Below are 23154 nucleotides of genomic sequence, written 5' to 3' on the forward strand. Positions count from 1 at the left end.
GGTGTCGGAGCCGCGCAGCCCGGAGGGATCCAGGCCCGCGCGTTCCAGTGCCTCCCAGGACACTTCGAGCAGCAGCCGCTGCTGCGGGTCCATCGCCACCGCCTCACGCGGCGACACCCCGAAGAACTCGGCGTCGAAATCAGCCGCACCGGACAGGAAACCGCCCACCCGCGCATACCCGGCCGACTCCGTATCCCAGCCGCGATCGGCCGGGAAGTCACCCATCGCGTCCACACCATCGGCGACCAGCCGCCACAAGTCCTCCGGCGAGGCCACCCCACCCGGGAAACGGCACGCCATCGACACGATCGCGACCGGCTCACCAACCGCCGCCGAGGCCGGAACAACCTCCGCAGCCGCCGGAACCGCACCAGTCACCCGCGCCACCAGATACTCCGCCAGAACCCGAGGCGTCGGATAATCGAAGACCAGCGTGGCCGACAACGTCAACCCGGACGCCGCAGCCAACCGGTTCCGCAACTCCACCGCGGTCAGCGAATCAAAACCCAGATCCCGGAACGCCCGGTCAGCCGGAACACCCTCACCGCGACCGAGCACCACCGCCGCATGCTCACGCACCACATCCAGCACCACCCGCAGATGCTCCACCGACGGCAACGCAGCCAGACGGCGAGCCAACACCCCACCACCAGCCCCGGCAACAGCCGCCCGCCGCGGCGCACGACCCAGGCCAAGAAGCACCGCCGGCACCGGCGACCCCGCCGCGATCGCACTCCGGACCGCACCCACATCCAGGCCCGCCGCCACCACCGGCTGGCCGGTGCCCAGCGCCCGGTCCAGCAGACCCAGCGCCTGCTCGGTACCCAGCACCACACCACCGCCGCGCGCCAGCCGAGCCCGGCCGGTGCCCGTGACCCCGGCGGTCATGACACTCGCCGGCTCCCACAGACCCCAGGCAATCGAGACCGCAGGCAGCCCGAGGGCCTTCCTGTGCTCGGCGAGTGCGTCCAGGTAAGTGTTGGCGGCCGCGTAGTTGCCCTGCCCCGGGTTGCCGAGCAGCCCCGCCAGGGACGAGAACAGCACGAACATCCGCAGGTCCACATGCTCGGTCGCCTGATGCAGATGCCAGGCGGCGTCCGCCTTGGCCGCCAGCACCCGGTCCAGTGACTCGCCGGTCAGCGACGTCACCGACATGTCCTCGAGCACCCCGGCCGCGTGCACCACCCCGGCCAGCTCCGGGATGTCCGCCACCAGGGCGTCCACCGCGGCACGCCGCGACAGGTCAGCCGCGACAATCCGCACCCGCGCCCCGGCCGCCTCCAGCTCGGCAGCGAGCTCGGCCGCGCCCGGCGCATCCGGCCCCGACCGGCTGGCCAGCACCAGATCCCGTACCCCATGCCGGTCCACCAGATGCCGGGCGACCAGACCGCCCAGCGTCCCCGTCCCACCGGTGATCAGCACCGCGCCGTCACCCACACCGGGCAGGCGCAGCACGATCTTGCCCACATGCCGGGACTGGCTCATGAACCGCAGCGCCGCGCCCGCCCGCGTCACCGGCCACACCGTGACCGGCAGCGGCACTATCCGCTCCAGGACCTGCTGCCACTTCTCCGCGAGCCACTCGGGAGCGAAGTCCCCCAAGTCGAACGGGACCTGCCGCCGGTCGCGGATGTCGGTCTTGCCCAGTTCCACGAACCGGCCGCCCTCGGCCAGCATCCCCAGGGAGGCGTCCAGCAGTTCACCAGTCAACGAGTTCAGCACCACGTCGACCTGGCCGAACTCAGCGGCGAAGTCCGCCGTACGCGATGAGGCAATGTGCGTCACGCCCAGCGCCGCCACCGCGGCCTGCTTGGCCGGGCTCGCCGTCGCAAACACCTCCGCCCCCGCCGCCAGCGCCAGATGCACGGCCGCCATACCCACACCGCCGGAGGCCGCGTGGATCAGCACCCGGTCCCCCGGCCGCACCCGGCCCAGATCGAACAGTGCGTGATGAGCGGTCAGATACGCGGTCGGCGCCGCCGCCGCCTCGACGTCGCTCCACCCGTCCGGGATCGGCACCAGCGGCCGCGCGTCAACCACCGCCAGCGGGCCGAACGCCTGGAACATCCCCATCACCCGGGTGCCGACCGGAAGGCCGGTCACCTCCGGGCCGGTCTCGATCACGACGCCGGCGCCGTCGGTGCCGGGCGGCCGGGTGTCGTTCGGCAGCGTGCCCAGCGCCGACAGCAGGTCGCGGAAGTTCACCCCCGCCGCACGGACCGCGATCCGGACCTCATGCGCTCCCAGCGGCCGCTCCGCGTCCGGCGCAGGAACGGCCCGTACCCCGTCCAGGTCACCGCCCGCGGCCCACTCCAGCCGCCACGCCTCCGTGCCGAACGGCAGTTCCAGACCGCCGGGAACAGGGCGCAGCCGGGGTACCAGCACCGCGCCGGCCCGCAAGGCCAGCTCTTTCTCACCGGTGGCCAGGGCCGGGGCGACGACCGCGTCGGACTCGGAGCGGCCGTCGTCGTCGAGCAGCACCAGACCCACGTCCGGGTGCTCGGACTGTGCCGAGCGGACCAGCCCCCAGATCCCCGACGACTCCAGCCCGGCGACCGTGTCGCCCTCAGCCGCCGCAACCGCCTCACGGGTGCGGACCACCAGCCGCGATCCCGCCGGGTAGCCAGCCTCCAGCCACGCCTGCACGAGGGCCAGCGCCCCTGGCAGGTCCGCCGGCTCGGCCATGGCGAATACCGGCTCGTCCGTCGCGTCGGGCAGGTCGGGCTCCGGGCCGACCTGAGCCCAGGCCTGCTCCGGCGCCGACCCGAGGCTGAGCTGTGCCCATTCCAGCGCCAGCAGGCCGGTGCCCGCGCCGGGACTGGCGAGCCGGCCGGTGTCCGCGGGGCGGGACATCATCGCGCCGGCCGAGACCACCGGCTTGCCGTCACCGTCGGCGGCGAGCAGGGAAAACGCATCCGGACCGGCCGGGCTCAGCCGCACCCGCAGCGCCGACGCCCCGGTCGCGTGCAGCCGCACGTCCCGCCACGCGAACGGCAGCAGGACTTCCTGGCCGCCTTCCTCGATCGCGGCGACAAGGAGGGCGTGCAGGGCGGCGTCCAGCAGCGCCGGATGGATCCCGAACCCGTCCTGGCCTTCGCCGGCAGCGGGAAGCTCCACCTCGGCGTACAGGTCCTCGCCGAGCCGCCACGCCGCCCGCAGACCACGGAACGTCGGACCGTACTCATATCCACGACCGGCCATGACTTCGTAGGCGTCGCTGACGGCAAGGGCCTGCGAACCGGCGGGGGGCCACTGCCCTTCGAGGCCTTCCACCATGCCGGCGGGGTCGGCCAGGGTCGCGATCGCGTGCCGGGTCCACTGCTCCCCCGTCCGGGAAAACACGGCCGCCTGACCGCTCTCCACCGACACCTGCAGATCCACCGGACTGCCGTCCAGGACCAGCGGCTGCTCAAAGGTGATCTCCCCGATCGCCGGCAACCCGGCCCGGTCACCGGCGTGCAACACCAGCTCCGCCAGCGCCGCCCCGGGCACCAGCACCGCCCCCGACACGGCGTGATCGGCCAGCCACGGGCTCGTCGCGGTCGACACCCGCCCCGACAACACCCAGCCGGCGTCCTCGGCCAGCCGCACCGCGCTGTCCAACAGCGGGTGCCCCGCGTCGCCCCGGCCCGTGCCGCCACCGGACGCCCAGTAGCGGCGGTGCTGGAACGGATACGTCGGCAATGCCACCGGCTTCCCACCGGCTATCAGACGGGTCCAGTCCACCGCCGCGCCACGGGCCCACGCCTCACCCAACGAGGCCAGCAAACGCCGCTGCCCACCGTCATCACGACGCAGCGAACCGACCGCCCAACGCCCCTCGATCCCGGGAACCAGCACCGGATGCGGGCTCACTTCCACGAACCCGGCCACCGGCATCGCCGCCACGGTCTGCGCGAACCGCACCTGCTCCCGCAGATTCCGCCACCAGTACGCGACATCCAGGCCCTCGGTGGCCACCATGGTGCCGGTCACCGCCGAGTAGAACGGCACCCGGCCCGGCCGCGGTGTCACCCGCACCGCGAGCAACCGCTCGCGCACCTGCTCCATGAGTGGGTGATGGCTCGCGTAGTCGACATCCACCCGTCGGGCCCGGATCCCGGCCGTCTCACACCGCGCCGCCAGCGCGTCCAGCGGTTCCGGCGCACCGGAAACCACTACCTGCTCGGCCGCGTTGACCGCCGCGATCCCCAGTCCGTCGGCCAGCAGGCCCTCGACCACCTCGGGAGCCGCCGAAACCGACAACATCCCGCCGGTGCCCGCCAACGCCACCAACGCCCGGCCCCGCGCGGTCACCAGGCTCAGGGCGTCCTCCAATGACAACGCCCCCGCGAAACAGGCCGCGGCGATCTCGCCCTGCGAGTGGCCCACCACGGCCGACGGGACCACTCCCGCCGCCTCCCATGCCCGGGCCAGGCCGACCATCATCACGAACAAAGCGGGCTGGACCACCTCCACCCGGTCCAGCCCCGCCCCGGACACCAGCGCGTCCCGCAACGGGAAGTCCACCAGCCGCTCGCACTCGGCCACGAACTCCGCGAACACCGACGAGCCCGCCAGCAACTCGCGGCCCATACCGATCCACTGCGACCCCTGCCCCGGGAAGACGAAGGCCACATCAGCGCCCGATACCGCCGGCCCGGCCGGCTCGACCCGCATCAGAGCCTCGTCCAGCTCCGCACGGTCAGCGCCCAGAGCCACCGCCCGGTACTCCAGCCCCGCGCGGCTCCGCGCCAGCGCCCCCGCCACATCCGCGACCGGCGTTCCGGCCGGGACATCCGAGGCCAGCCGGCCGGCCAGCGCCTCCAGCGCCGGGGCCGACCGGGCCGACAACACCCACGGCACCACAGCACCGGTCACCACCGGCCCCGCGTCGGAGGGCGCCACCGGAACCGGGTCCGGGGCCTGCTCCAGGATCAGGTGCGCGTTGGTGCCGCTGATACCGAACGACGACACACCTGCCCGACGCGGGCGTCCCTCCGACTCCCAAGGACGCGCGTCGGTCAGCAGCCTTACATCGCCGGCCGTCCAGTCCACGTGCGGCGACGGTTCATCGGCGTGCAGCGTCGGCGGCAGCGTCTCGTGCCGCATCGCCTCGACCATCTTGATCACCCCGGCCACGCCGGCCGCGGCCTGGGTGTGGCCGATGTTGGACTTCACCGACCCCAGCCACAACGGCCGGTCCTCGGGCCGGTCCTGCCCGTACGTCGCCAGCAAGGCCTGGGCCTCGATCGGATCACCCAGCGCCGTCCCGGTCCCGTGCGCCTCGGTCACGTCCACGTCGGAAGGAGAGAGCCGCGCGTCGGCCAGCGCCCGTCGGATCACCCGCTCCTGGGACGGGCCGTTCGGCGCCGACAGGCCGTTGGACGCCCCGTCCTGGTTCACGGCACTGCCGCGCAGCACCGCCAGCACCGGATGCCCGAGCCGCCGCGCCTCCGACAGCCGCTCCAGCAGCACCACGCCGATGCCCTCGCCCCAGCCCGTACCGTCGGCGGCGGCCGAGAACGGCTTGCACCGGCCATCGGACGCCATGCCGCCCTGCCGCGTGAACTCGGCGAAAATCCCTTGCGTCGCCAGCACCGTCACACCACCGGCCAGCGCCAGCGAGCACTCCCCGTTCCGCAGCGCCTGAGCCGCCAGGTGCATCGCCACCAGCGACGACGAACACGCCGTATCGACCGTCACCGCCGGACCCTCAAGACCGAACGTGTACGCCACCCGGCCGGACGCCACGCTCGACGCGTTCCCCGTCATCCCGAACCCGCCCGCGCTCCCATCCGGCAGCCGCGAGCCGTAGTCCTGCATGGCCAGTCCGGCGAAGACCCCGGTATCCGTGCCCTTCATCGCTGCCGGATCCAGGCCGGCCCGTTCCAGGGCCTCCCAGGACACTTCGAGCAGCAGCCGCTGCTGCGGATCCATCGCCACCGCCTCACGCGGCGAGATCCCGAAGAACTCGGCGTCGAAGTCGGCCATGCCGGACAGGAAGCCACCTATCCGCGCGTACTCCGCCGAATCCGTCTCCCAGCCACGGTCCGCGGGAAACGCGCCCATCGCGTCCACGCCGTCCGCGACCAGTCGCCACAGATCCTCCGGCGACGCCACCCCGCCGGGGTAGCGGCACGCCATCGACACGATCGCGATCGGCTCACCGGCCGACCGTGCCGGCACCACCTCCGCCGAGGAGTCCGCCACCCCTGATACCCGCCGCAGCAGGTACTCGGCCAGAGCCTGCGCTGTCGGGTAGTCGAAGACCAGCGTGGCCGGCAACACCAGCCCGGCCGCCGCGGCCAGCCGGTTACGCAACTCCACCGCCGTGAGCGAGCCGAAGCCGAGATCCCGGAACGCGCGGTCGGCCGGAATGCCGCCGGCGTCGCGATGGCCGAGCACCAGGGCGGCCTGCTCGCGGACCAGATCCAGCAGGAAGCGGCGCTGCTCGGGAGCGGACCGGCTGCCGAGCCGACGGCCCAGTGCGCCGTTGTCCGCCGCGCGGCGCGGAACGCGAACCAGGCCGCGCAGCAGCACCAACTCGGACAGGCCCGCGTGCACGTCGGCGCGAACAGCGGCAAGGTCCAGGCCCGCCGCCGACAGCGGGTCCCCCGCGGTCAGCGCGGCATCGAACAGCCGCAGGGCGGTCTCGGTGGGCAGAGGCGCACCGCCGCGGGCGAGGCGGACCCGGTCGGTCTCGCTGAGCCCGGTGGTGATGGCGCTGCGCTGCTCCCACAGGTACCACGCGATGGAAACCGCCGGGCGGCCGACGGCCTGGCGGTGCGCGGCGAGCGCGTCCAGGTAGGCGTTGGCGGCGGCGTAGTTGGCCTGTCCGGGGCTGCCGAGCAGGCCCGCGAGGGAGGAGAAGAGTACGAACGTGGTCAGGTCGCGATCCAACGTCGCCTCGTGCAGGTGCTGCGCGGAGACGGCCTTGGCCGCGATGACCCGGGCCAGGGACTCGGGCGTCAGCGTCGCGAACAGGGTGTCCGCGATGAGTCCGGCCGTGTGCACGATGCCGGTCAGGTCGGGGATGTCGGCGACGAGCGCGTCGACGGCGGGGCGGTCGGCCAGGTCGGCGGCGACGACCCGAACGCGTGCCCCGGCGGCCTCCAGGTCGGCGGCCAGCGCATCGGCGCCGGGTGCGTCCGGGCCCGAACGGCTGGCCAGAACAAGGCTGCGCACCCCGTGCCGGGCGACGAGGTGCCGGGCGACCAGGCCGCCGAGCGTGCCGGTGCCGCCGGTGATCAGCATGGTGCCTTCGGTACCGACGCCGCCGGACTGCGCAGCCTGCTCCTCGGGGGGCGTCGGGCGCAGGCGCGGCACTCGGATCTCACCGCGTCGTACCGCGAGTTCCGGTTCGCCGGAGGCGATGGCGGCGTGCCGGACGGCGCTGGAAGCATCGTGGCCGTCTTCGTCGAGCAGGACGAGCCCGGCATCGGGGTACTCCGCCCGAGCCGAACGCACCAGGCCCCAGACCGGTGCCTGGGCCAGGCCGGGCACCGCGTCGTCCGTCCCGGCCGCCACGGCCTCGCGGGTCGTCACCACCAGCCGCGAGCCGGCCGGCCGGTCCGCCGCCACCCAGTCCTGCACGACGCCGAGCGCCCAGGCCACCGGGTCCTCGCCCTCGCACAGCGCGACCACCGTGCTCGGTTCCCCGTCCGGCGCGGCGACGGTCTCGCCCGGCCGGATCGTGCTCCACGCCGGAGACTCGCCCCCCGACACCGGTACGGGCTCCCAGCGCAGGCCGAGCAGCCTGCCGTGGCCGCGGACGAACTCATCGGCCGTTGTCCGGCGGGTGCTCATCGCCCGGATCCGCAGGACCGGCTCGCCGTGACTGTCCACGGCCAGCAGCCCGGATCCGATCGAGCGGACCCGGATCTGCCGGGCACCGACGGCGAACAGCCGTACGCCCTCCCAGCGCTGGGGCACCTCGTCCGGGCCCAGGTTCAGCGCGGCCTGGAGCAATCCGGGGTGAATGCCGAACCCGTCCTGCTCCTCGTCGGTTTCCACCTCCACGAGGACGTCCCGACCGTCGGGTCCGGACTGCGGATCTTCGGCGAGATCGTCGGTCAGGATCGCGGTGGCGTGCTGGATCCACAACTCCTCACCGACCGGCCGTGAGCTGACCGTGGCGCGATCGCCGCGTACGCTGATCTGCAGATCGACCGGTTCGCGCTCCGGCAGCACCAGGGGGCGCTCGAACGTGATCTGCTCGATCGCCGGCCGGCCGGCGCGCTCGCCGGCGAACAGCACCAGTTCGGCCAGCGCGGCCGCCGGCAACACCGTGACGCCCAGCAGCTCGTGGTCGGCCAGCCACGACGCGCTCGCGCCCGACAGCCGACCGGTGAACAACCACTCGTCCGAGTCGGCCAGGGTGACCACCGCGGCCAGCAGCGGATGCGCCGCCGCCGCCAGGCCGGCGGCCCCCAGACCGGTCACCGCGCCGGACCCGGCCGGCCAGTAGCGGCGGTGCTGGAACGGGTACGTCGGCAACGCCACCTGACGGCCGACCGGGACCAGGCGGGTCCAGTCCACGGCAGCGCCATGAGTCCACGCGTCGGCCAGACCCTTCAGCAGACGACGAGCCCCCGCGTCATCGCGCTCGGCCAGACTCGCCGCCCACACCCCACTCTCGTCGCCGTCGTAGACCGCGGCCGACAACACCGTGTCCGGACCGAGCTCAACGAACCCGGCGATGCCCCGCTCGTGCAGGAATCGGACCGCGTCGTGGAACCGGACCGTGCCGATCGCCTGCTCCACCCAGTGCCCCGGTTCGCCGAGCACATCCGCGCCGACGACGGCACCGGTGACCGCCGAGACCAACGGGATCCGCGGCTCGGTGAACCGGATTCCCGTCACCACCGGTGCGAGCTCGTCGGCGATCGGACGCATCAGCGGGGAATGGAACGCGTGGCTGACCTCCAGCCAACGCACCTTCCGGCCGGGCAGGCGGCCCACCGCCTCCTCAACCGCCTCCCGGTCACCGGAGAGCACCACCGCCGACGAACTGTTCACCGCCGCCACCGCGACCCGGTCCTCCAGACCCGACAGATCCACTTCCTGTACGCCCGCTTGCACCGCCGCCATCGCCCCACCCGACGGCAACGCCTGCATCAACGCACCCCGCGCCACCAACAACCGCACCGCGTCTTCCAGCGACACCGCACCCGCCACATACGCCGCCGTCACCTCACCGACCGAATGACCGGCCACAAAATCAGGCTTCAACCCCGCGGCCTGCGCCACCGCGGCAAGCGCCACTTCAAAGGCGAACACCGCCACCTGCGTGAAGCCGGTCTGGTGCACCTCGGCGCCGGAGAACATCACTTCCCGCAGCGAACGGCCCAGCAACGGGTCCGCCACCGCACACACGTCGTCCAGCACGCCCGCGAACACTGGTGAACACTCCGCCAGCTCACGGCCCATACCGGTCCACTGCGACCCCTGGCCCGGGAACACCCACGCCACCGGACCCCGCGTCACTGCCCCGGCCGACTCCACCGCCGCCAGATCCTGCTCAAGCTCCTCACGGTCAGCGCCCAAGGCCACCGCCCGGAACTCCAGCCCCGCGCGGCCCCGCGCCAGCGACCCCGCCACATCGGCGACGTCGGCCCCGGCCGGGACATCCGACGCCAGCCGACCTGCCAGCGCCCGCAATCCCGCATCCGACCGCGCCGACAGCACCCACGGCACCACACCACCGGTCACCACCGGCTTCGCCGACGGAGCCGGGACCGGCTCAGCGGGAGCTTCTTCGAGGATGACGTGCGCGTTGGTGCCGCTGATCCCGAACGACGACACTCCCGCCCGTCGGGGACGGTCCGCCGACTCCCACCGCTGCGCCTCGGTGAGCAGCCGTACATCGCCGGTCGCCCAGTCCACGTGTGGGGACGCCTCGCCCGCGTGCAGCGTCGCGGGCAGCGTCCCGTGCCGCATCGCCTCGACCATCTTGATCACGCCGGCGACACCGGCCGCGGCCTGGGTGTGTCCGAAGTTGGACTTCACCGAGCCCAGCCACAACGGCCGGTCCTCGGGCCGGTCCTGCCCATAGGTCGCCAGCAGGGCCTGGGCCTCGATCGGGTCGCCGAGCGTGGTCCCGGTCCCGTGCCCCTCGACGACGTCCACATCGGAGGTCGACAGCTTCGCGCCGGCCAACGCCGCCCGGATCACCCGCTCTTGGGACGGCCCGTTGGGGGCCGACAGACCGTTCGACGCACCGTCCTGGTTCACCGCACTGCCCCGCAGCACCGCCACGACCGGATGCCCGAGCCGCTGCGCCTCCGAGAGCCGCTCCAGCACCAGCACCCCGACGCCCTCGCCCCAGCCGGTGCCGTCGGCTCCGGCCGAGAACGCCTTGCACCGGCCATCGGACGCCAGCCCGCCCTGCCGCGCGAACTCCGTGAACGCCGCCGGGGTGGACATCACCGTCACGCCCCCGGCCAGCGCCAGCGAGCATTCCCCGTTACGCAGCGCCTGAGCCGCCAGGTGCATCGCCACCAGAGACGACGAACACGCCGTGTCGATCGTGACCGCCGGGCCCTCCAGGCCGAACGTGTACGCCACCCGGCCGGACGCCACACTCGACGCGTTGCCGGTCAGGCCGTACCCGCCCGCGTGGCTGTCGGACAGCCGCGATGCGTAGTCCTGGTAGTACATGCCGACGAAAACCCCGGTGTCGGAACCGCGCAGGCTCGAGGGGTCCAGGCCCACGCGTTCCAGCGCTTCCCAGGACACCTCGAGCAGCTGCCGCTGCTGCGGGTCCATCGCCAGCGCCTCACGCGGCGAGATCCCGAAGAACTCCGCATCGAAATCCGCCGCACCGGACAGGAAGCCACCTTCGCGCGCGTACTCGGACGGCTCGGTCTCCCAATCACGGTCGGCCGGAAACGGTGACACGGCGTCGGTGCCGTCGGCCACCAGCCGCCACAGGTCCTCCGGCGACGCGACGCCGCCCGGATAGCGGCAGGCCATGGCCACAAGCGCGATCGGCTCGTGGGCCCGGTCCTCGACCGAACGCAGCCGTTGCCGGGTGCGATGCAGGTCGGCGGCGACCAGCCGCAGATATTCCGCGAGTTCCTGTTCGGTCGCCATCTATTCCACCTCGCTGGAGCCGACCTCGTCGCCGAATTCCTCGGCGACGAGCTGGATCACCTGGTCGATGCTCGCGGACATGATGTGGTCCGCCATGCTTGTCTCGTCTGGCTTGTCGTGATCGTCAAGCCGCCACAGCAGCGCCTCCAGCCGGTTGCGCACCTCGGTGCGCAGCGCCGCGTCGTCCGCCGCCAGCCCGGCGAGCGCCGCCTCGACCTCGTCAAGACCGTCGAGTACGGGCACCGGGGCCGGAGCGGCCGCCGCCTCGGCCGGGGCCGCGCCGGTCACCTGGGCCAGCAGATACTCGGCCAGCACCCGCGGCGTCGGGTAGTCGAAGACCAGCGTGGCCGACAGCGTCAGCCCGGACGCCGCCGCCAGCCGGTTCCGCAACTCCACCGCCGTCAGCGAGTCGAAGCCCAGATCCCGGAACGCCCGATCAGCGGGAACACCCGCGCCCTCGCCATCACCGTGGCCGAGAACCACAGCGGCGTGCTCACGTACGAGCTCCAACAGGACAAGGGACCGCTCGGTCTCACCCAGACCACCCAGCCGGCGGGCCAACACGCTGGTAGAGCCCGCGGCGGCCGCGATGGCGCGACGTGGCGGACGGCCCAGGCCGAGCAGCACCGTCGGTACCGTCGTCCCGGCCGCGATCACGCCCCGGACCGCACTCACATCCAAGCCCGCGGCCACCACCGGCCGACCGATACTCAACGCCCGGTCCAGCAGGCCCAGCGCCTGCTCGGTACCCAGCAGCACACCGCCGCCCCGCGCCAGTCGCGCCCGGTCCTTCTCGGTCAGCGTGCCGGTCATGCCACTCGACTGGTCCCACAGACCCCATGCAATCGAGACCGCGGGCAGCCCGAGGGCCTTCCTGTGCTCGGCGAGAGCGTCCAGATAGGCGTTGGCCGCCGCGTAGTTGCCCTGCCCCGCGCCGCCCAGCAGTCCGGACAGCGACGAGAACAGCACGAACATCCGCAGATCCCGGCCGGCGGTCGCCTCGTGCAGGTGCCAGGCGGCGTCCGCCTTGGCCGACACCACCCGCCCCACCGACTCACCAGTCAACGACGTCACCGGAGCGTCCTGCAACACCCCAGCCGCGTGCACCACCCCGGCCAGATCCGGAATACCCGCCACCAGCGCGTCCACCACCGAACGCTGCGACAGGTCCGCCGCCACGATCCGCACCCGCGCCCCGAGCGCCTCCAACCCGGCGGCGAGTTCATCGGCGCCGGGGGCGTCCGGACCGGAACGACTCGCCAGGACCAAGTCCCGTACCCCGTGCCGCATCACCAGATGCCGGGCGACCAGACCACCCAACGTCCCGGTCCCACCAGTGATCAGCACCGCACCGTCACCCACACCGGGCAGCCGCAGCACGATCTTGCCCACATGCCGGGCCTGACTCATGAACCGCAGCGCCGCACCGGCCTGAGCCGCCGGGAACACCGTGACCGGCAACGGGACAGCCGTCTCCAGAACCCGCTGCCACATCACGGCAACCCGGTCCGGATCCAAATCCCCCAAGTCGAACGGCACCTGCCGCGGATCACGAATATCAATCTTGCCCAGCTCCACGAACCGGCCACCCTCGGCCAGCATCCCCAGCGAGGCATCCAACAACTCCCCGGTCAACGAGTTCAGCACGACGTCGACCTGGCCGAACTCACTCGCGAAATCCGCCGTACGCGAAGAAGCGATACGGGTCACACCCAACTCGGCCACCGCCGCCTGCTTGGCCGGACTCGCCGTCGCGAACACCTCCGCCCCCGCCGCCAACGCCAGATGCACCGCCGCCATACCCACACCACCGGCCGCAGCATGAACCAACACCCGATCCCCCCGCTGTACCCGACCCAGATCGAACAGCGCGTGATAAGCGGTCAGGTACGCGATCGGCGCCGCCGCGGCCTCGACATCGCTCCATCCGTCCGGGACCGGCACCATCAGCCGCGCATCAACCACCGCCAGCGGGCCGAACCACGGGAACAACCCCATCACCCGCATGCCGGGCACCAGACCGGTCACCTCGGGGCCGACCTCGACCACCACCCCGGCACCCTCGCCACCCGGTTGCCGGGAATCGGCGGGGAGCATATCCAGGCCCTTCAGCACGTCACGGAAGTTCACCCCGGTCGCGCGGACCCCGACCCGCACCTCGTACGCCCCCAACGGCCGCTCGGCGTCCGGCGCCGCAACCGCCCGCACCCCGTCCAGATCACCGCCCGCAGCCCACTCCAACCGCCACGCACCCGGACCCTGCGGGAGTTCCAACCCACCCGAGATCGCACGCAGGCGGGGCACCAGCACCGTCCCCGCCCGCAACGCGATCTCTTTCTCCCCGGTGGCCAGGGCGGCGCTAAGGGATTCAGCGGATTCGGGGCCGCCGTCATCGTCGAGCAGCACCAGACCCGCATCCGGATGCTCGGACCGCGCCGAACGCACCAGCCCCCACACACCCGACGACTCCAGCCCAGCGACCGTGTCACCCTCGACCGCAGCGACCGCGTCGCGGGTACGGACCGCCAGCCGCGACCCGGCCGGGTAACCAGCCCCCAACCACGCCTGCACCAGCGCCAGCGCCTCGGGCAGACCCGCCGGCTCAGCCCAGGCAAACACCGGCTCGTCCGCCACGTCGGGCAGATCCAGCTCCGGGCCCACCCGCACCCAGGCCTGCTCCGAAGCCGATCCGAGGCTCAACGGCGCCCATTCCAGCGACAGCAGCCCCGCGCCCGCGCCAGAGCGGGCGAGCTGGCCGGTGTCGGCCGGGCGGGAAACCATCGCCGCCGCCGACACCACCGGCCGACCCTCACCATCGACGGCCAGCAGAGAAAACGCATCCGACCCGGCCGGGCTCAACCGCACCCGCAACGCCGACGCACCGGTCGCATGCAACCGCACATCCCGCCACGCGAACGGCAACCGCACCCCGTGACCGTCTTCCGCGGCCACGATCACCACGTGCAGAGCGGCGTCCAGCAGAGCCGGGTGGATCGCGAACCCGTCCTCAGTATCACCGGCGGGCAGCTCGACCTCGGCGTACAGGTCCTCGCCGAGCCGCCAAGCCGCCTGCAGACCCCGGAATACCGGCCCGTACTCATATCCGCGACCCGCCATGATGTCGTAGACATCGCTGGCAGGAAGGGCCTGGGCGCCGGCCGGGGGCCACTGCCCGTCCAGACCTTCCACCGTTCCGGCGGGATCGGCCAGGGTCGCGGTCGCGTGTCGGGTCCACTGCTCCCCGGTACGGGAGAACACGGCCGCCTGACCGCCCTCGACCGACACCTGCACATCAACCGGGCCGCCGTTCAGCACCAAAGGCTGCTCGAAAGTGATCTCCCCGATGACGGGCAATCCGGCCCGATCCCCGGCATGCAACACCAACTCCGCCAACGCCGCACCCGGCACCAACACCGCCCCCGACACCGCATGGTCCGCCAACCACGGACTCGTCGCGGCCGACACCCGCCCCGACAACACCCAGCCAGCATCCTCAGCCAACCGCACCGCACTGTCCAACAACGGATGCCCAGCACCACCCCGACCCGCCGCGCCGCCCGACGCCCAAAAACGGCGGTGCTGGAACGGATACGTCGGCAACACCACCCGACGGCCGACCGGCACCAAACGCCTCCAGTCCACCACCGCGCCATGAGTCCACGCCTCAGCCAACCCCGCCAACAGACGACGAACCCCCGCATCATCACGCTCAGCCAGACTCACCGCCCACACCTGCGCCCCACCGTCATGGACCACAGACGACAAAACCCTATCCGGGCCAACCTCCACAAACCCGGCCACACCACGCTCATGCAGAAACCCGACCACGTCGTGGAACCGAACCGTGCCAACCGCCTGCTCCACCCAATGACCCGGATCCCCGAGCACATCCGCACCGGCGACGGCACCGGTCACCGCCGACACCAACGGCACCCGCGGCTCGGAGAACCGGATCCCCGCCACCACCCGCGCCAGCTCGTCGGCGATCGGGCGCATCAACGGGGAATGGAACGCGTGGCTGACCTCCAGCCAACGCACCTTCCGGCCGGGCAGGCGGCCCACCGCCTCCTCAACCGCCTCCCGGTCACCGGAGAGCACCACCGCCGACGAACTGTTCACCGCCGCCACCGCGACCCGGTCCTCCAGACCGGACAAATCCACTTCCTGTACGCCTGCCTGCACCGCCGCCATCACCCCGCCCGACGGCAACGCCTGCATCAACGCACCCCGCCCCACCAACAACCGCACCGCATCCTCAAGCGACACCGCACCCGCCACATACGCCGCCGTCACCTCGCCGACCGAATGACCCGCCACAAAATCGGGCTGCAAACCCACCGCCCGCGCCACCGCCGCCAAACCAGCCTCAAACGCGAACACCGCCACCTGCGTAAACGCAGTCTGATGCACCTCGGCACCGGAGAACATCACCTCCCGCAGCGAACGGCCCAGCAACGGGTCCGCCACCGCACACACCTCATCCAGCACCCCCGCGAACACCGGCGAACACTCCGCCAACTCACGACCCATACCCGCCCACTGCGCCCCCTGCCCCGGAAACACCCACGCCACCGGACCACCGATCGCCGGTCCAGCCACCTCTACGACCGCCAGACCCCGATCCAGCTCTTCGCGATCCGTCCCGAGGACCACCGTCCGGAACTCCAGCCCCGCCCTCGACGCCGCCAGTGCCCCTGCCACATCGGCGATGTCGGCCCCCGCCGGGACATCCGACGCCAGCCGGGCCGCCAGCGCCCGCAACCCCGCATCCGACCGCGCCGACAAGGTCCATGGCACCACACCACCGGTCACCACCGGCTCCGCCGACGGAGCCGGAACCGGCGGCTCAGCGGGAGCTTCTTCGAGGATCACGTGCGCGTTCGTGCCGCTGATCCCGAACGCGGATACTCCTGCGCGCCGGGGGTGGTCCGCCGCCTCCCATTCCTGCGCCCCGGTCAGCAGCCGCAAATCGCCGGCCGACCAGTCCACGTTCGGGGACGCCTCCCCCGCGTGCAGCGTCGCCGGGAGCATTCCGTGCCGCAGTGCCTCGACCATCTTGATCACACCGGCGACACCGGCCGCCGCCTGAGTGTGGCCGATGTTGGACTTCACCGACCCCAGCCACAACGGCCGCTCCTGCGGCCGCTCCTGCCCGTAGGTCGCCAGCAACGCCTGCGCCTCGATCGGGTCCCCGAGCGTGGTGCCGGTCCCGTGCCCCTCGACCACATCCACATCAGCCGGGGTCAACCGGGCATCAGCCAGCGCCCGGCGAATGACGCGCTCCTGCGACGGACCGTTCGGAGCCGACAGGCCGTTGGACGCCCCGTCCTGGTTCACCGCACTGCCCCGCAACACCGCCAGCACCGGATGCCCGAGCCGCCGAGCCTCCGACAAACGCTCCAGCACCACCACGCCGACACCCTCGCCCCAGCCGGTGCCGTCCGCCTCGGCCGAAAACGCCTTACACCGGCCATCGGCCGCCAGCCCGCCCTGCAAAGCGAACTCCGCGAACATCACCGGCGTCGCCATCACCGTCACGCCCCCGGCCAACGCCAGCGAACACTCCCCGTTCCGCAACGCCTGCGCGGCCAGGTGCATCGCCACCAGCGACGACGAACACGCCGTATCCACCGTCACCGCCGGACCTTCCAGGCCCAGCGCATACGACACCCGGCCCGACGCCACGCTCGGCGTGTTCCCCGTCAGCCAGTAACCCTCAGCCGCTCGTTGGGTAGCGAGCGCGGAACCGTAGTCCTGGGCGGATAGTCCGGCGAAGACGCCGGTGTCGGAGCCGCGCAACTCCGAGGGGTCCAGGCCCGCGCGTTCCAGCGCCTCCCAGGACACTTCGAGCAGCAGCCGCTGCTGCGGGTCCATCGCCACCGCCTCACGCGGCGAGATCCCGAAGAACTCGGCATCGAAGTCGGCAGCACCGGACAGGAAACCACCCACTCGCGCATACCCGGCAGACTCCGTATCCCAGCCGCGGTCGGCCGGGAAGTCACCGACCGCGTCAACCCCGTCGGAGACCAGCCGCCACAGATCCTCCGGCGAGGCCACCCCACCGGGGTAGCGGCACGCCATCGAAACCACTGCGATCGGTTCTCCCGTCGGCACTCTCTCTGTGACGACTGTCGTCGGCGTGGCCGCGGCCGTGCCGGTCACCTGAGCCAGCAGATACTCGGCCAGCACCCGCGGCGTCGGGTAGTCGAAGACCAGCGTGGCCGGCAACGCGAACCCGGCCGCCACAGCCAGCCGGTTCCGCAACTCCACCGCCGTCAGCGAGTCGAAGCCCAGATCCCGGAACGCCCGCCCCGACTCCACACCGCCCACATCACCGTGGCCGAGAACGGCGGCGGCGTGTTCGCGTACCAGATCCAACAGGACATGCGACCGCTCGGCCTCGCCCAGACCGGCCAGCCGACGGGCGAGGGTGCCCCCGCGCTGTGTGGCCGCGGCCGCCGGGCGGGGCACACGGACCAGATCGCCCAGCACCGACGGCAGTGCGTAGCCAACAGTGACGGCATCGCGGACCGCGCCCACGTCAAGACCGGCCGCCACCACCGGCTCGCCACCGGCCACCGCCGCGTCCAGCAGCCGCAGCGCCTGCCCGGTAGGCAGCGCCACACCGCCGCCCCGCGCCAGCCGGGCCCGGTCCACTTCGCTCAGTGTGCCGGTCATGCCACTCGCCTGCTCCCACAAGCCCCAGGCGATCGACACCGCAGGCAGTCCGAGGGCCGTCCGGTGCGCGGCGAGGGCGTCCAGATAGGCGTTGGCCGCCGCGTAGTTGCCCTGTCCCGCGCCGCCCAGCAGTCCGGACAGGGACGAGAACAGCACGAACATCCGCAGGTCCAGATCCCGCGTCGCCTCGTGCAGGTGCCAGGCGGCGTCCGCCTTGGCGGCCACCACCCGTCCCAGCGACGCGCCGGTCAGCGACGTCACCGGAGCGTCCTGAAGTACCCCAGCCGCGTGCACCACCCCGGCCAGATCCGGGATATCCGCCACCAGCGCGTCCACCGCGGAACGCTGCGACAGGTCCGCCGCCACGATCCGCACCCGCGCCCCGAGCGCCTCCAACCCGGCGGCGAGTTCGTCAGCGCCGGGGGCGTCCGGCCCCGACCGGCTGGCCAGCACCAGATCCCGTACGCCGTACGCGTCCACCAGATGCCGGGCGACCAGACCGCCCAACGTCCCGGTCCCACCAGTGATCAGCACCGCACCGTCACCCACACCGGGCAGCCGCAGCACGATCTTGCCCACATGCCGGGCCTGACTCATGAACCGCAGCGCCGCACCGGCCTGAGCCGCCGGGAACACCGTGACCGGCAACGGGACGGCCGTCTCCAGAACCCGCTGCCACATCGCGGCAACCGGGTCCGGATCCAAATCCCCCAAGTCGAACGGCACCTGCCGCGGATCACGAATATCAATCTTGCCCAGCTCCACGAACCGGCCGCCCTCGGCCAGCATCCCCAGCGAGGCATCCAACAACTCGCCGGTCAACGAGTTCAGCACGACGTCGACCTGGCCGAACTCACTCGCGAAATCCGTCGTACGCGAAGAAGCGATACGGGTCACACCCAACTCGGCCACCGCCGCCTGCTTCGGCGGACTCGCCGTCGCGAACACCTCCGCCCCCGCCGCCAACGCCAGCCGGACCGCCGCCATGCCGACCCCGCCCGACGCCGCGTGGATCAGCACCCGATCCCCTGAGCGCACCCGGCCCAGATCGAACAGCGCGTGATAGGCGGTCAGGTACGCGATCGGCGCTGCCGCCGCCTCGATATCGCTCCATCCGTCCGGAACCGGCACCATCAGCCGCGCGTCAGCCACCGCGAGCGATCCGAACCACGGGAACAACCCCATCACCCGCATGCCGGGCACCAGACCGGTCACCTCGGGGCCGACCTCGACCACCACCCCGGCACCCTCGCCACCCGGTTGCCGGGAATCGGCGGGGAGCATATCCAGGCCCTTCAGCACGTCACGGAAGTTCACCCCGGTCGCGCGGACCCCGACCCGCACCTCGTACGCCCCCAACGGCCGCTCGGCGTCCGGCGCCGCAACCGCCCGCACCCCGTCCAGATCACCGCCCGCAGCCCACTCCAACCGCCACGCACCCGGACCCTGCGGGAGTTCCAACCTGCCCGGAACCGGGCGCAGGCGGGGCACCAGCACGGCACCCGCCCGCAGGGCCAGTTCCTTTTCCCCTGTAGCCAGGGCGGCGGCGACGGTCTCAGCGGATTCGGGGCGGCCATCGTCGTCCAGCAGCACCAGACCCGCGTCCGGATGTTCAGCCATAGCCGACCGGACCAGACCCCAGATCCCAGACTCCGTCAAACCGGCCACGGTCTCGCCCGTCCCTGCCGCGACCGCGTCGCGGGTACGGACCGCCAGCCGCGACCCCGCCGGATACGCGGCCTCCAGCCACGCCTGCACCAGCGCCAACGCCCCAGGCAGATCCGCCGGCTCAGCCCAGGCAAACACCGGCTCGTCCGCCGCCTCGGGCAGATCCAGCTCCGGGCCCACCCGCACCCAGGCCTGCTCCGGTGCTGATCCGAGAGTCAGCGGCGCCCATTCCAGCGACAGCAGCCCCGCACCCGTGCCGGAGCGGGTGAGCTGGCCGGTGTCGGCCGGACGGGAAACCATCGCGGCGGCCGACACCACCGGCTGGCCCTCACCATCGACGGCCAGCAGAGAAAACGCATCCGACCCGGCCGGGCTCAACCGCACCCGCAACGCAGACGCACCCGTCGCGTGCAACCGCACATCCCGCCACGCGAACGGCAGCCCGATGTGGTCACCGTCTTCGGCAGCGGCGATCAGGACATGCAGCGCGGCGTCCAGGAGAGCCGGGTGGATCGCGAACCCGTCCTGAGTATCACCGACGGGCAGCTCGACCTCGGCGTACAGATCCTCGCCGAGCCGCCAAGCCGCCTGCAGACCACGGAACATCGGCCCGTACTCGTATCCGCGAGCCGCCATGACCTCGTACGCGTCATCAAGGGGCAGCGGCTGCACGCCTTCCGGGGGCCACAGCCCGTCCAGGGGCGCGACCGTCCCGCTCGGGTCGGCCAGAGTCGCGCTGGCGTGCCGGGTCCACTGCTCCCCGGCACGGGAGAACACGGCCGCCTGACCACCCTCGACCGACACCTGCACATCGACCGGGCCGCCGTTCAGCACCAAAGGCTGCTCGAAAGTGATCTCCCCGATGACGGGCAATCCGGCCCGATCCCCGGCATGCAACACCAACTCCGCCAACGCCGCACCCGGCACCAACACCGCCCCCGACACCGCATGATCCGCCAACCACGGACTCGTCGCCGCCGACACCCGACCCGACAACACCCAACCAGCGTCCTCGGCCAGCCGCACCGCACTGTCCAGCAGCGGATGCCCGGCACTGCCCCGCCCGGCCACACCACCCGACGCCCAATACCGGCGGTGCTGGAACGGATACGTCGGCAAGGTGACCAGGCTGCCCTGGGGAACCAGACGCGTCCAGTCCACCGCCGCGCCATGAGTCCACGCCTCAGCCAGACCCACCAACAGACGACGCGCCCCCGCATCATCACGCTCAGCCAGACTCGCCGCCCACACCTGCGCCCCACCGTCATGGACCACAGACGACAACACCCGGTCCGGGCCAACCTCCAAGAACCCGGCCACACCACGCCCGTGCAGGAACCGGACGACATCGTGGAACCGGACCGTGCCAATCGCCTGCTCCACCCAATGCCCCGGATCACCCAGCACATCCACGCCAACGACCCCACCGGTCACCGCCGAGACCAACGGGATCCGCGGCTCTGAGAACCGAACCCCCGCCACCACCCGCGCAAGCTCATCGGCGACCGGGCGCATCAACGGAGAATGGAACGCATGGCTGACCTCCAGCCACTGCACCTTCCGACCCTCCAGACGGCCCACCGCCTCCTCGACCGCATCGCGCTCGCCGGAGAGCACCACCGCCGACGAACTGTTCACCGCCGCCACCGCGACCCGGTCCTCCAGACCGGACAAATCCACTTCCTGTAGACCAGCCTGGATCGCGGCCATCGCCCCACCCGACGGCAACGCCTGCATCAACGCACCCCGCCCCACCAACAACCGCACCGCATCCTCAAGCGACACCGCACCCGCCACATACGCCGCCGTCACCTCACCCACCGAATGACCGGCGACAAAATCCGGCTCCAGACCCGCCGCCCGCGCCACCGCCGCCAAACCAGCCTCAAACGCGAACACCGCCACCTGCGTAAACGCAGTCTGACGCACCTCAACACCCGAGAACATCACCTCACGCAGCGAACGACCCAGCAACGGATCCGCCACCGCACACACCTCATCCAGCACCCCCGCAAACACCGGCGAACACTCCGCCAACTCACGACCCATACCCACCCACTGCGACCCCTGCCCCGGAAACACCCACGCCACCGGACCACCGATCGCCGGTCCAGCCACCTCTACGACCGCCAGACCCCGATCCAGCTCCTCACGGTCAGCGCCCAAGACCACCGCACGGAACTCCAGCCCCGCCCGGCTCCGCGCCAGCGACCCCGCCACATCCGCGATCCCCGCCCCCGCCGGGACAACCGACGCCAGCCGGCCGGCCAGCGCCCGCAGCGCCGCATCCGACCGCGCCGACAGCACCCACGGCACCACGCCACCGGTCACCACCGGCTCCGCCGACGGGGCCGGAACCGGCTCAGCGGGAGCCTGCTCCAGAATCACGTGAGCGTTGGTGCCGCTGATCCCGAACGACGACACCCCCGCCCGGCGCGGCCGCCCGGCGGACTCCCACGGATGGGCCTCGGTCAGCAGCCGTACATCCCCCGCCGACCAGTCCACATGCGGCGATGCCTCACTCGCGTGCAGTGTCGGCGGCAGCATCTCGTGCTGCATCGCCTCGACCATCTTGATCACACCGGCCACGCCGGCCGCCGCCGAAGTGTGGCCGATGTTCGACTTCACCGACCCGAGCCACAACGGCCGCTCCCGCGACCGCTCCTGACCGTAGGTCGCCAGCAACGCCTGCGCCTCGATCGGGTCCCCGAGTGCCGTCCCGGTCCCGTGCCCCTCGACCACATCCACATCAACCGGGGTCAACCGGGCATCAGCCAGCGCCCGGCGAATGACGTGCTCTTGCGACGGACCATTGGGAGCCGACAGCCCATTGCTGGCACCGTCCTGGTTCACCGCACTGCCCCGCAGCACCGCCAGCACCGGATGCCCGAGCCGCCGCGCCTCCGACAGACGCTCCAGCACCAGCACCCCGACGCCCTCACCCCAGCCGGTGCCGTCCGCTCCGGCCGAGAACGCCTTACACCGGCCGTCCGATGCCAGCCCGCCCTGCAAGGCGAATTCCGCGAACACTTCCGGCGTCGCCATCACCGTCACGCCCCCGGCCAGCGCCAGCGAGCATTCCCCGTTCCGCAACGCCTGCGCGGCCAGGTGCATCGCCACCAGCGACGACGAACACGCCGTATCGACCGTCACCGCCGGACCCTCCAGGCCGAACGCGTACGCCACGCGCCCCGACGCCACGGACGACATCTTGCCCGTCAGCCGGTAGCCCTCACCGCCCGGCGCGGAACCGTAGTCCTGGCCGATCAGGCCCGCGAAGACGCTGGTGTCCGTGCCCCTCATCGCCGCCGGGTCCAGGCCCGCGCGCTCCAGTGCCTCCCAGGTCACCTCGAGCAGGAGTCGTTGCTGCGGGTCCATCGCCGTCGCCTCACGCGGCGAGATCCCGAAGAACTCGGCGTCGAAGTCGGCCGCCCCGCTCAGGAAACCGCCCACCCGCGCGTATCGGGCCGATTCCGTATCCCAGCCGCGGTCGGCCGGGAAGTCACCGACCGCGTCAACCCCGTCGGAGACCAGCCGCCACAGGTCCTCCGGCGAGGCCACCCCACCGGGGTAGCGGCACGCCATCGACACGATCGCGACCGGCTCATCGACCGACCGCGACACCGGAACGACCTCGGCGACGGCCGGGGCCGCACCGGTCACCTGGGCCAGCAGATACTCGGCCAGCACCCGCGGCGTCGGGTAGTCGAAGACCAGCGTGGCCGGCAACGC

General features: G+C 72.0%; 2 protein-coding genes (both cut by a window edge). Both read right to left on the bottom strand.

Translation table 11 applies throughout. The features are described 5' to 3' along the window. Nucleotides 1–11076, bottom strand: partial view of an SDR family NAD(P)-dependent oxidoreductase gene (locus ACMTAK_RS05010; RefSeq protein WP_413805008.1) — the 5' portion only. The gene continues 9753 nt to the left of window position 1, outside the view; the window shows 11076 of its 20829 coding nt (coding positions 1–11076); it begins with the start codon at nt 11074–11076; its stop codon lies off the left edge, out of view. After that, on the bottom strand, nt 11077–23154 hold the final stretch of the coding sequence (locus tag ACMTAK_RS05015) for an SDR family NAD(P)-dependent oxidoreductase (protein WP_413805009.1). 18384 nt of this gene lie beyond the right edge of the window; 12078 of the gene's 30462 nt are visible here — the last part of the coding sequence; the start codon falls outside the window, past its right edge; its stop codon occupies nt 11077–11079.

Source organism: Streptomyces lacaronensis (assembly GCF_047337785.1).
Lineage (GTDB): Bacteria > Actinomycetota > Actinomycetes > Streptomycetales > Streptomycetaceae > Streptomyces > Streptomyces lycopersici.